At 55.6% G+C, this 12,428-nt stretch carries 12 protein-coding genes; 6 read left to right on the top strand and 6 right to left on the bottom strand.

Annotated features, from left to right (window positions below):
* Positions 1 to 8: 8 nt before the first annotated feature.
* The 5 genes from fimH to fimA all read right to left on the bottom strand — a co-directional run bounded on the left by fimH (position 9) and on the right by fimA (position 5,488).
* Positions 9 to 1,016 (bottom strand): type 1 fimbria D-mannose specific adhesin FimH, encoded by a 1,008-nt coding sequence (fimH, locus tag F8561_RS02650; protein ID WP_020885154.1) that lies wholly within the window; start codon positions 1,014 to 1,016, stop codon positions 9 to 11.
* Positions 1,009 to 3,570, bottom strand: a complete 2,562-nt coding sequence (locus F8561_RS02655; protein ID WP_020885155.1) for a fimbrial biogenesis usher protein — start codon at positions 3,568 to 3,570, stop codon at positions 1,009 to 1,011. The genes fimH and F8561_RS02655 overlap by 8 nt, the downstream gene beginning before the upstream one ends.
* 14 nt (positions 3,571 to 3,584) lie before the next feature.
* Positions 3,585 to 4,277 carry a type 1 fimbria chaperone FimC gene (gene fimC, locus F8561_RS02660; protein ID WP_020885156.1) on the bottom strand — a complete coding sequence of 231 codons (693 nt, stop codon included), beginning with the start codon at positions 4,275 to 4,277 and terminating at the stop codon, positions 3,585 to 3,587.
* Between the two features lie 34 nt (positions 4,278 to 4,311).
* The gene (fimI, locus tag F8561_RS02665; RefSeq protein WP_020885157.1) at positions 4,312 to 4,857 is read right to left on the bottom strand and encodes a type 1 fimbrial protein subunit FimI; all 546 of its coding nucleotides are present in this window, start codon (positions 4,855 to 4,857) and stop codon (positions 4,312 to 4,314) included.
* A 67-nt stretch (positions 4,858 to 4,924) separates the two neighbouring features.
* Positions 4,925 to 5,488 (bottom strand): type 1 fimbrial major subunit FimA, encoded by a 564-nt coding sequence (gene fimA, locus F8561_RS02670; RefSeq protein ID WP_151887118.1) that lies wholly within the window; start codon positions 5,486 to 5,488, stop codon positions 4,925 to 4,927.
* 310 nt (positions 5,489 to 5,798) lie between these two features.
* Between fimA and folD the strand changes: the two genes are divergently transcribed.
* The 5 genes from folD (at position 5,799) to F8561_RS02695 (ending at position 10,293) form a co-directional block, all read left to right on the top strand.
* The gene (folD, locus tag F8561_RS02675; RefSeq protein WP_151887119.1) at positions 5,799 to 6,665 is read left to right on the top strand and encodes a bifunctional methylenetetrahydrofolate dehydrogenase/methenyltetrahydrofolate cyclohydrolase FolD; all 867 of its coding nucleotides are present in this window, start codon (positions 5,799 to 5,801) and stop codon (positions 6,663 to 6,665) included.
* A 1-nt stretch (position 6,666) separates the two neighbouring features.
* Complete coding sequence (gene ybcJ / locus F8561_RS02680; protein ID WP_014168944.1) at positions 6,667 to 6,879, top strand: ribosome-associated protein YbcJ; 213 nt, start codon at positions 6,667 to 6,669, stop codon at positions 6,877 to 6,879.
* A gap of 219 nt (positions 6,880 to 7,098) precedes the next feature.
* Positions 7,099 to 8,598: a PTS transporter subunit EIIC gene (locus F8561_RS02685; RefSeq protein ID WP_014168943.1), complete on the top strand. Its 1,500-nt coding sequence runs from the start codon at positions 7,099 to 7,101 to the stop codon at positions 8,596 to 8,598.
* A gap of 84 nt (positions 8,599 to 8,682) precedes the next feature.
* Positions 8,683 to 9,699 carry a Mal regulon transcriptional regulator MalI gene (gene malI, locus F8561_RS02690; RefSeq protein ID WP_014168942.1) on the top strand — a complete coding sequence of 339 codons (1,017 nt, stop codon included), beginning with the start codon at positions 8,683 to 8,685 and terminating at the stop codon, positions 9,697 to 9,699.
* Positions 9,700 to 9,771: 72 nt separating this feature from the next.
* Complete coding sequence (locus F8561_RS02695) at positions 9,772 to 10,293, top strand: metal-dependent hydrolase (RefSeq protein WP_025204825.1); 522 nt, start codon at positions 9,772 to 9,774, stop codon at positions 10,291 to 10,293.
* A 78-nt stretch (positions 10,294 to 10,371) separates the two neighbouring features.
* Here F8561_RS02695 and cysS read toward each other — a convergent pair whose 3' ends face one another.
* Complete coding sequence (gene cysS / locus F8561_RS02700) at positions 10,372 to 11,757, bottom strand: cysteine--tRNA ligase (RefSeq protein WP_020885161.1); 1,386 nt, start codon at positions 11,755 to 11,757, stop codon at positions 10,372 to 10,374.
* A gap of 174 nt (positions 11,758 to 11,931) precedes the next feature.
* Here cysS and ppiB point away from each other — a divergent pair, with 174 nt between their 5' ends.
* Positions 11,932 to 12,426 carry a peptidylprolyl isomerase B gene (gene ppiB / locus F8561_RS02705; protein WP_014168939.1) on the top strand — a complete coding sequence of 165 codons (495 nt, stop codon included), beginning with the start codon at positions 11,932 to 11,934 and terminating at the stop codon, positions 12,424 to 12,426.
* Positions 12,427 to 12,428: the final 2 nt, after the last annotated feature.

Consider the following 12,428-nt stretch of genomic DNA (forward strand, 5'->3'; position numbering starts at 1 on the left):
TCTTCCCCTTAATCGTAATCCACACGCAGATAACCCCGCGACGTAAAACGGCCTTCCGCAGGCTTATTCCCCGTCACGCTGACCGGCCAGACCCGGATCCCCACCTGCGCCTGCGCGCTGTCGTCGAGACGGAACGGGATTTTGCTAGTCAGGTTGTTGGGCGTTAGCGGGGTACCGCTTTCGTTGGCAATCACAAACCCCACATCGGGGTTATCCGACACCACCGCGTTGCTGGAGACCTTTTCTGCCTCAACGCGCATCGTCAGCATTGCGTTCGCTTCCACGTTGGTGCATTTGATGGCGATGGTTTTGCTTTGCGCGGTTACCCCCTCCGGTTTGTTACCCGCCCCGGCCTTGCTGAACAGGGAGGCACCGATATCGCCGAAGTCAAACTCCACGATATTCCCCGCATTGATGGCGCAGCTTTGCGGCACCTGAATGGTCCCGCTGTAGCTGATGGTGTAGACCGGCGAGGTTAACGGATCAGAAGAGGTAGTGGTGACATAGACGCGGAACATGGTCGCCCGCGGGATCACCACCATATTAATAAACCTTCGGGTCACTTTGAGGCGAAAGACGAGGCTGGAATCCTGAACGCCAAACGGTTTGTTTTTAGAGACGTTCGGGTGACTCCCCATCTGGATGTAACTTTTGGGCGGATAAAATACGCCAGCAAAGCTGTCCGTAATTTTCATTGCCCCATCCAGATAGTCGTTTAGCTTCAGGTACTGATAGCCATCACTTGTTCCCGTGACCGGGTAATCGGTAACATAACTGCGTTTGGTCGTGTTCCCGGTGGTGCCCTTCGGGCAGACGGCATTCACCCCCACCCACTGCGATTTCTCGCTGAGCGTCACCACCTGTCCGATCTGGTTATTCGAACTGTTAAATTTATCCGTCAGGTCGTAATGCACCTCCGTAGGGACGCCCTTTTCATTCACACACACGGTGGCTAAGGCATTCCCCACGGGCAAAATAGAGAGAAGTGATAAAGCCAGGCAATGGATTTTACTCACAGCGAATCCCCTTAAGTGTGATTGCCTGTTGCAGGCTCTTTTCTGGCAAGCTGTAGTGCGCACGACACTGGGATTGCATCCCGTTGCCCCACTGGATCAGCAGTTCACCTTCCAGCGGCAGGCCGCTCAGGTAAATCTGTCCGTCATCGCCCACCATACTGGTGACGCCGCTCTGGGTTTCACGCACCACAGCACCGAATGGCACAGGCTGGTTGCCGCGCGTGACGGTCAGCAGGGCGCGCACGCCAATACGGGTATCAAAGCTGGCGCGCACCAGCGCCCCTTTTGTCGGCACCACGCTGCTCACGTTATTTTCGATATCGGTGTTATTGCTCATGGTGTTGGTATCCAGCGCCACGCGGTTATAGCGGTAGACGGTGGCATACGGCATCACCGCATAGCCACGCCAGTCGGTTTTCACACCGGTCTGGTTTTCCACGCTCACGCCCGATGCTCCCGGCGCTTTGATCAGAACGTTGGTATCACCCAGCGGCTGGCTGAAGGTTACGCCATCCGCATGGCCGACCACGCCGCCGGAGAGCTGCCAGTTGAGATCGTGCTGGTCGCGTGCGTAGTTGTAGCCAACACCCAGCGTGCCGTAGGTTGCCTGCCAGTTCGCGCTGGCGCTTCCGCTTGAGCCGTTATTGCTGGTGTGGCCCTGGGTCACGCTGTAGTTCAGGTTGCGATCTTCCAGCAACGTCCCACTGACCCCGGTTTGCCAGCTTGTGTCGCCATCACTATTACGGCTGGCTGACGCCGTGGCATAGGCGCGGTCAATGGCGCTGTCCCGACGAAAACCCTGGCGGGTAAAGAGGCTGAACGGTACGGAGACGTTAAACGACGCGATTCGGTCCGTGCCGTCTATCCCGACGGATTTGTTCCATGACCAGGACACGGAGTAGTTGACGCCCTTCACGCCGCCCGCGTACCCCAGTTGATACCAGAGGTTGGACTCATCGGTGCCCCAGTACGTCTGTTCGCTACCGGAGATATAGACCGAGCCGTAATCCCCCAGCGACTGGGAAATATTGAGCTGGAAGCGCCCTTTTTTATTCCACGTCAGGTTGTGATAACTCTCCACATCCGGCACACCGTCATCATCCTGGTTGTCGGCATACTGGTAGCCTTCCATTGAACGCCACGCGACATCGTCCAGGGTGTAGAACCCTTTTGTGGAGTAGCGGTAGCCCAGCAGCTGGAAGTTGGTTCCGAATCCGTTAAGCGATTTTGCATAGAGGAAACGCAGCGACTGCCCTTCATGGCGGCTGTCATCCGCGAGCTGGCTGCGGGCATGGGTGATATCGAGCGACACCGCCCCCCAGTCACCGAGGTTTTTCCCGGCCCCGATGGCCACCGCGGTATAGCGTGACGCGAGTTGGGTACCGCCGTACAGCGTGTAGCCGTCGCCAAGCCCGGTAATCAACGTACCCTGCGTGAAGAATGGCGTATCCTGTTCGCTGTTGCCGCTGCGGTAATCCCCGGCCACCAGGTCATACTTCCAGCGCCCTTCGCGCTGCAGGAGGGGCACGGTGGAATACGGCACGGTATAGCGCTGCTGGCTGCCATCCTTCTCTTCAACCGTCACCTCAAGGTCACCGCTTGACGAGGTTGGGTTAAGATCGGTGATGGCAAAGGCACCAGGCTGTACATAGCTTTGATAGATAACGTAGCCGTTTTGTCGAACGACCACTTTGGCGGGCGTTCGGGCGATGCCGCGAACGGTTGGCGCGTAGCCCTGCAGGCTGTCCGGGTACATGCTGTCAGACGAGAAGAGCCGCCCGCCGCGAAAACCCACGCTGTCGAAAACGTCATTACCGGTATTGCTGTCGCCCAGCACCAGCTCGCTTTTCAGCGGGATCACGGTGCGCTGCGCCCAGGTGCCAATATTCTGCCAGTTGCTGTGCCGCTGCCCGTTATTCTGCGTGTAACGCCATGCGCCATTATTGCGTAAACGCCACGCGCCATAGTTCAGCCCGCTCTGCAGGTTCAGATAATAGCTGTCGTCCTCGCTCCCGCGGTTGCCGGTAAAGCTGTAGTTCACCAGCGCGGCAGGGATCCCTTCATCCCATTGATCGGGCGGAATGTAGCCGCGTGCGCTGTTCTGCATCGCCACCTGTGGCAGGCTGATATTCAGGCGCAGCGAGGCGAAGTTGAACGCGATCTCACTGCCGGGAATAGCCTTCGCCAGGGGAATACAGGTCTCCCCTTTCACGTTAACCAGCTCAGGAAAGGCCGCGATATTGACGCCAAAACGCTCCAGCATCACGCGCGTAATGCACGGCGACAGCCCACCGGCAACCGGCGGTGTATTGTCGGCCTGCTCGAAGCGCACATCCTGCGTCGCGATAAACTCATCGTTACGCCAGATATCCACGCGATAAACGCCAGGCGCCTGCTGGTGACCTTGTTCAAAACGCGATAAATCCGCCACGTTGGCGGTGTCATCGGACAAGAAGGCCGGGTTAAAGTAGCTTTCGCTCCAGCCAGCCTGTGGCCAGAGCGCTGCCATCAGCGCCAGTGCGACCGGGCAGTAACGTCCCTGGTGATTATTCATCGCCCTGACTCTGCTCACAGGTTGACGCTACGCGCCGGCGTAATGGCACCGTAGTCATTCACGCTCTGCCAGGAGAGCGTACCGCTTGCGGCGGCTGGCAGTACCTGCTGCGCCGAGTTTTTAGGCGCAACCATCAGGTTATCCAGCGTCTGTCCGCCCAGCTTCATATTGACCAGCGTGATGTAATACGGCGAAGCGTTACTGACTTTGAGGTGGTTGCCGACGCGCTCAAAACGCAGCTGCGAGAGCGCCTCTTCCGGCTGCATCGGCAAATTTGTCGGGCGGACAAACAGCTTGATCCGCGACAGGATAGCCAGCTGCAGCACGTTATTATTTTCCGTTTTCGCTTTGTTCACGGACGGGATCGCTTTCACGTTCATGTAGAAGAGCGATTCACGATCGGCAGGCAGCGCGGGCCCGGCATAAATAATGCGCAGCGTGTTTTCGCTGTCCGGCTCGCTGACAAACAGCGGCGGGGTCACGGCAAAGGTTTTTTCTTTTTGCCCGTTCGCATTTTCGATCCACGCGTTGATTAAATAGCGCTCTTGTTTATTGCTGTTGGTGATCGCCAGCGAAGTTTGCTTTGCATCTGCCGGATAAATAACGCGGGTGGCCCCCAGCGCAATACCGCCGGAAGCATTTGCGCATGCAGAAACCATCATTAAAATTAACGATAAAAACAGTCCTGGTTTAATTAGGGTATTCATCACAACCGTACCTTTAATAATGTGTTCGCAGGTGTTATGGATAAATCAACGTAAACCAGACATCCGACTGAATATTGCCTGGCACGAGGTGTTCGGAAATAGCCCGATAGCGGGCGCTAAAATGAAACGCAAGCTCACTGGTATTCACCGGCAACCAGCTGACGGCCGTTGCGTTCGGGATAATCTGACGTTGTTGTTCGTCAAAAAGAGCCAGCCCGACGCCGCTGCTTATCGGTGATTCACCTGGCCGCGATGTCGCCAGAAAAACCTGCGGATCTTCTGCTGGCGTAACGCCCTGAAACTGGATCCCCACGGTGCGCGAGACATCCACGCTGCAATCCAGCAGCCGCACGGTGAAGGGCACATTGACCGTGGAAAAACTGCCCACACCGGAAAATGAATTGGTTCGGTACTGCCCCATTTCGATGCGCATGTTCTGGCTGTCGGGTGCCACGGCGCAGCCGCCATTCACCAGCTCACCTCTGAGATGAACTTTGCCGCCGTCGATCACCACGGTATGTGCTGAGGCCTGGCAGGCCATCGCAAGGGTTAACAGCAGTAGTGTTCCGGTCCTTGTCATCCTTCGTTCCTGGCCTTTGCGTATGACGGCCTCTTCCCTGAGGCCTGAACATCCCTGTGCGGAGGAATTACTCGTATTTCATTACGAAAGTGGCGTCAGCGTTTGCCTGGCCTAGCTCGGTGGTCGCAGCCGTTGATTTGTAACGCGCGGTGAAGTTCAGGGTGTTAGTCCCTTCAATCAGGTTCTGCGCGGCAGAGAAGGTTGAACCATCTGGAGTCAGGGTGGTGGATTTGCTGTCGAGGATCTCGATGCCCACGCCCTTCGCGGAGTTGTCGTTGTTACCAGAGGTTACCGCCAGCAGGGTTTTGTCGGTCGCGTCGATCTGACCGGTGAACGCAACTGCGGCTGTTTTCGCAACCAGCGGGTCACAATCATTCAGTTCAATGGTGAACGGAATATTAGAGGTGGTGTCACCCACTTTCGTGAACTTCGCGGTACGGTATTGGCCCAGGTTAACCGTCTGCTCGGAAGAATCAGTATTTACTGAACATGCAGCATTAACCAGTTCACCTTTAAAGTGTACGGTACCGCCATTTACGGTAACCGGTGTGGCTGGATCTGCTGCATTTGCGGCACCCGCAACCAGGGCCAGAGTAGCAATAACAGTAGAAGCAATGTTGCTGAGTTTCATGTCTATTCCTTTAAAATGTAAATAACCCTTCCCGCGAATAATCGGGAATAAGAAATACGTTCAATTGATTAATTGAAAGCTTATTTCGGAGGAGACAAAGTAGCTCATGAATGTATTTTAAAATATGTCAAAACGCTGTCATTTCGCCAGGTCACATCCTAATCCTGCCTAAGAAATTGACCATCCCCTCAGAAGGGTTTTTACGGCCTCCTGATGAAAACTCGCAAAGGGTGACTGACAGCGGCGCTCGCTTCTGACAAAATACAGGCAATCCCCCCTTTCAAACGTTACAGACGGAATCTTCTCTCTGATGGCAGCAAAGATTATTGACGGTAAAACGATTGCGCAGCAGGTGCGCTCTGAGGTCGCGGAAAAAGTGAAGGCGCGTAAAGCTGCCGGAAAACGCGCCCCCGGGCTAGCCGTTGTGCTGGTCGGCAGCAACCCGGCATCGCAGATTTATGTCGGCAGCAAACGCAAAGCGTGTGAAGAGGTGGGGTTCGTCTCCCGCTCTTACGATTTGCCGGAAACCACCAGCGAAGCAGAGCTGCTGGAACTTATTGATACCCTGAATGCCGACAACACGATCGACGGTATTCTGGTTCAGCTGCCGCTGCCAGCCGGCATCGACAACGTGAAGGTGCTGGAACGTATCGCCCCCGACAAAGACGTTGATGGTTTCCACCCGTACAACGTGGGCCGTCTGTGCCAGCGCGCCCCGCGTCTGCGTCCGTGCACGCCGCGCGGTATCGTTACGCTGCTGGAGCGTTATAACATCGATACCTACGGTCTGAACGCCGTGGTCATTGGCGCATCAAACATTGTCGGCCGTCCGATGAGCATGGAGCTGCTGCTCGCTGGTTGCACCACCACCGTGACCCACCGCTTCACCAAAAATCTGCGTCATCACGTAGAAAACGCCGATCTGCTGATCGTGGCGGTCGGGAAGCCGGGCTTTATTCCGGGTGAATGGATTAAAGAAGGCGCGATCGTTGTGGACGTCGGTATTAACCGTCTGGAAAACGGGAAAGTGGTCGGTGACGTGGTTTACGAAGATGCTGCGGCTCGCGCCTCTTACATTACCCCAGTTCCGGGCGGCGTAGGCCCGATGACCGTTGCCACACTGATTCAGAATACTTTGCAGGCATGCGAAGAGTACCACGACGTAGAGGACGCGTAAGATGGCCACATTTTCATTAGGTAAACACCCGCACGTTGAGCTGTGCGATCTGCTGAAGCTGGAAGGCTGGACCGAAAGCGGCGCACAGGCCAAAATCGCCATTGCCGACGGGCTTGTTAAGGTGGACGGCGCAGTGGAAACCCGCAAGCGCTGCAAAATTGTCGCGGGTCAGACCGTGAGCTTTGAAGGGCAAACCGTGACGGTGACCGCCTGATGCTCTCCCCCTCTCCCGTCGGGAGAGGGAACCCACATTCCCCCACACCCATCACGGTTAATTATCGATCGACTTCAAATAATCACTATTTCATCTGTTGAAAAGTGAAAATTCTGTTGCGCGTTTTTCACTCTTTCCCCACGATAAGTAGAACGTTCTACTAAAACGTTCTACTTACAATAACAGCGCCAAAAAAAGCGCTACTCGGGAGAAATCAGCATGAGTCTGATATCAGGGTTTGTTAAATCGCTCTCTAAATTATCGATGATTGGTCGCGCGTTAATGCTGCCAATTTCACTGCTTCCCGCTGCAGGCCTGCTGCTGGCCTTTGGCGATAAGTTTCACCTGCCGCTGATGATGAACGCGGGCGGGGTTATCTTTGATAACCTGCCGATGCTGTTTGCCATTGGTTCCGCCGTGGGGCTGGCATCCGAGTCCGGCATTGCCGCGCTCTCGGCGGCGGTCTCGGTGTTTGTCACCAACATCACCATCAGCACCGTCTTGAGCATCACGCCGGAAATGGCGTCTCAGGGCGGCAAATACGCGATGGTGGTCGGCATCCCGACGTTGCAGATGGGCGTCTTCGGCGGCCTGATCTGCGGGATTCTCGCCGCCTGGTGCTATAACCGTTTCCACACCCTGCAGTTGCCAGAGTTCCTCGGGTTCTTCTCCGGGAAACGCTTTGTGGCGATTGCGACAGCGTTTCTCTCTTTCCTGCTCGGCCTGCTGTTGCCGTATGTCTGGCAGCATATCCAGGCGGGCATCGATGCGCTCTCCGTGGTGGTTAATGGCGATAATCAGGCAGCCTCGACCTTTATCTTCGGTCTGGTGGAACGTGCGCTGATCCCGCTCGGCCTGCACCACATCTGGTATCCCTCTTTCTGGTATTCGTTTGGGGATTACACCACCCAGGCCGGTCAGGTGATTCACGGCGACCAGACCATCTGGTTCAAGATGCTGGAAGAAGGGGTCAAATCCTTCAGCAGTGACAGCTACCAGAACGCCGGTAAGTTCATGCAGGGTGAATTCCCGCTGATGCTGTTCGCGCTGCCTGCGGCGTGTCTGGCGATGTACCACGAAGCGCACACCAAAAATAAGAAAATCGCGGCCGGTATTTTATTCTCTGCGGCGCTCACCTGCTTCCTGACGGGGATCACCGAGCCGGTTGAATTTACCTTTATCTTCGTCGCCCCTATTCTGTACGTCTTTAACGCCATCATGGCCGGTCTGGCGTACATGACCATGTATCTGCTGCATGCGCATATCGCCAAGTCGTTCTCTGCGGGCTTTATCGACTACCTGTCTTTCGGGATCCTGCCGTCATTTAACGGCTACAAAACCAACTTCCTGAACGCCATTATTATCGGCATTCCGATGGGCCTGATTTACTACTTCACGTTCCGCTTTGTGATCCGTCGTTTCGACGTGAAAACGCCGGGCCGTACAGAAGTGACCGCCAGTGCGGACGATAAGTCAGATTCAGAACTCGCTACAGAGATCATCAACCTGCTGGGCGGCGCGCACAACATCGACTCCGTCGGCTCCTGCATCACCCGTCTGCGCCTGGAAGTGGCAAAAAGTGAAGCAGTTGATAAGGACGGTCTGAACGGCCTTGGCGCCCGCGGCGTAGTGTTCGTCGGTGATAACGGTATTCAGGTGATTTTCGGTGCCAGAGCACAGTTTATCGCCCAGACCATGTCCACCATGATTGGCAAATAATAAGATGCCTGAACGACACGTCTCCTGTACGCTGGGGGACGTTGTCTTATCTGGCTGATAATCGGTAAATTTCAGGGAGCGGTTTTGAAGAAAGTCAGCATTATTGATGTCGCAAAGCATGCGGGCGTTTCGGTCTCCACCGTGTCGCTGGTGCTGCGCCAGAAAGGGAAGATTTCAGACGCAACGATCGCGAAGGTCAATGCTGCCATCACTACGCTGGGCTATGTTCACAACGTCGCCGCTGCCAATCTCCGCGCCAACACCTCCAACCTGATCGGCCTGATCCTGCGCGACTTTAGCGACAGCTTTTCCATTAAGGTGATGGCGAGCATCGTCCAGGAGCTGGAGAGACAGGGGTATATGGTTTTCCTCGGCCAGCCGCTGAACGACCATGAACATCTTGAGCGCTGCCTGCTGTCGTTTAAACAGCAGGGGGTCGCCGGCGTTATCTATCTGGCCTCTGACACCCGGGCATCCTCGCTGCCGGAACACATCCGCCAGTGCCCGCTGCCGCTGGTGGTGGTCTCTCAGTCCCTGCTGGATGAAAAATGCAATCTGGTGATGCGCGATAATCGCCAGGCGGCGAACCTTGCCGCGCGTTATCTTATCGAGCGCGGACACCGCAACATTGCCTACATTGGGGGTCGTGAAGGCTGCCTTATCCGCGAGCAGCGTCTGCTCGGCTTTCGCAGCGCGATGACCCAGAACGGCCTGGTCTGGCGTGAGGAATACTCGCCTGCGTGTAGCGATGACACGCTGGCCGCAGGTTTCGCCACCCGCCAGCTGCTGGAAAAAAACAACACCATTACCGCCCTGCTCTGCCACTCACCGGATGCGATGATCGGCTCCATCTCCGGCATTCATCAGGTGGGGCGCACCGTGGGGAAAGATGTGTTTCTCACCCAGCAGGTCGCGCTGGTCGGTTTTGAAGATATGCTGCACGTGAACCTGACGTCTCCCTCGTTTACCTACGTTTCCTCCGCCAGTGAGGAGACGGGGCGTCAGGCGGCGGGGTTGATCATCCGCAAGTTAAAAGAGCCGGATCTGCAAACACAGCGTATCACCCTTTCCGGGCAGCTTATTGCCCGGGAATCGGCATAAATAAGACGCTAACACCATCCTCATTGCGCCCATTCGCTGCTATATTTCCCTGCTTTGCCATGGATAATCGCAATGCCTACCGTTATCACCCACGCTGCAGTGCCTTTGTGTCTGGGCTTAGGCCTGGGAAGTAAAATCATACCTCCCCGCCTGCTGTTTGCCGGCGTCGTCCTCGCCATGCTGCCGGACGCCGACGTGCTGGCGTTTAAGTTCGGCGTTGCCTACGGCAATGTGTTCGGCCACCGCGGCTTTACCCACTCCCTGCTGTTTGCCTTTGTGGTGCCGATACTTTGCGTACTGATGGGCCGACGATGGTTTCGGGCAAGTCTGACCCGCTGCTGGCTGTTCTTAACCGTGTCTCTGCTGTCGCACAGCTTGCTGGACTCCATCACCACCGGTGGAAAAGGCGTCGGCTGGCTGTGGCCGTGGTCAGATGAACGGTTCTTTGCACCGTGGCAGGTCATTAAGGTCGCGCCGTTTGCGCTGTCACGCTATACCACGCCCTACGGGCATCAGGTGATTATGTCGGAACTGCTGTGGGTGTGGCTGCCAGGGGTTGTGCTGATGGGGCTGTTGTGGTGGAAGCGGAGGTAAAAGCAAAACGGCAACCCAGTTGCCGTTTTAGTGTTTGCACCCTCTCCCGGTGGGAGAGGGTATCAGCGCGCACCAGAATTATTTCCGACGCCAGGTGGTTCCCTGCGGGCCATCTTCCAGAATGATGCCCATTTCCGTCAGACGGTTACGCGCGGCATCTGCTGCCGCCCAGTCTTTCGCCTGACGCGCTTCCAGACGCGCGTTGATAAGTTGCTCAATCTCCGCCACTTCGCTATCGTCCGCCTGCGCACCGCTTTGCAGGAACAGATCCGGTTCCTGCTCCAGCAGACCCAGTACCGAAGAGAGCTTACGCAGATGGGAGGCCAATGCATTCGCCGCCGCCATATCTTCTGACTTCAGACGGTTAACTTCACGCGCCATATCAAACAGCACGGAGTAGGCTTCCGGCGTGTTGAAGTCATCGTTCATCACGTCAATAAAGCGCGCTTCAAACGCCTCACCGCCTGCCGCGGGTACAGATTTATCGGTACCGCGCAGGGCAGTGTACAGACGCTCCAGCGCCGCACGCGCCTGTTTCAGGTTCTCTTCGCTGTAGTTCAGCTGACTGCGATAGTGACCAGACATCAGGAAGTAGCGCACGGTTTCCGCATCGTAATATTTCAGCACGTCGCGCACGGTGAAGAAGTTGCCCAGAGATTTAGACATCTTCTCACGGTCAACCATCACCATCCCGGAGTGCATCCAGTAGTTCACGTACTCGCCGCCATGCGCACAGGTTGACTGTGCAATTTCGTTTTCATGGTGCGGGAACATCAGATCCGAACCGCCACCGTGAATATCGAAATGTTTGCCCAGCTGTTTGCAGTTCATCGCCGAGCACTCAATGTGCCAGCCAGGACGCCCTTCGCCCCACGGGGAAGGCCAGCTTGGTTCGCCCTCTTTGGACATCTTCCACAGCACGAAGTCCATCGGGTTACGCTTCACGTCCACCACATCAACGCGCGCACCGGCCTGCAGCTGATCCAGATCCTGACGGGAGAGCTGACCGTAGGTAGGGTCAGTCGGCACGGAGAACATCACGTCACCGTTATCGGCCACATAGGCGTGACCACGTTCGATCAGCTTTTCGGTGATGTCGATAATTTCGTGGATATGGTGGGTGGCACGCGGCTCGCTGTCCGGACGCTGAATATTCAGGGCGTCGAAATCTTTGTGCATTTCCGCGATCATACGATCCACCAGCGCAACAAAGCTTTCGCCATTTTCGTTCGCGCGCTTGATGATTTTGTCGTCGATGTCGGTGATGTTGCGCACGTATTTCAGGTTATAGCCCAGAAAACGCAGGTAGCGCGAGACAACGTCGAATGCAACAAAGGTACGGCCATGGCCGATATGACAGAGATCGTAAACCGTAATACCACACACGTACATGCCGACTTCCCCGGCATGGATAGGTTTAAATTCCTCTTTTTGGCGCGTCATTGTATTAAAGATTTTTAACATCGAAGATTCCATGTAAACACGTGTGTGGTTGAAAACCGGTTATTCTACCTGTAATTCAAACCTGAAGCAGCACACAATGCAAGGTGATCGCATCCTGTGGTTATGCTATAACAAGCCCCTATAGATGACCCAAACGCGGGTCGACGTACCACAATAACGGAACAGGATGCAAAAATGGTTACTTTCCACACTAATCATGGCGATATCGTAATCAAAACCTTTGATGACAAAGCGCCTGAAACAGTTAAAAACTTCCTGGACTACTGCCGCGAAGGTTTCTACAACAACACTATTTTCCACCGCGTGATCAACGGCTTTATGATCCAGGGCGGCGGTTTCGAACCTGGCATGAACCAGAAAGCGACGAAAGAAGCGATCAAAAACGAAGCGAACAACGGTCTGAAAAACACCCGTGGTACGCTGGCGATGGCGCGTACGCAGGCTCCTCACTCTGCAACAGCCCAGTTCTTCATCAACGTTGCTGACAACGACTTCCTGAACTTCTCCGGCGAAAGCCTGCAGGGTTGGGGCTACTGCGTCTTCGCAGAAGTGGTTGAAGGTATGGACGTAGTCGACAAAATCAAAGCCGTGGCGACCGGCCGCAGCGGCATGCATCAGGACGTTCCAAAAGAAGACGTCGTGATTAACAGCGTGACCGTCAGCGAGTAATT

Origin of the sequence: Enterobacter sp. 198, assembly GCF_009025585.1 — a bacterium.
GTDB classification, from domain to species: domain Bacteria; phylum Pseudomonadota; class Gammaproteobacteria; order Enterobacterales; family Enterobacteriaceae; genus Enterobacter; species Enterobacter ludwigii.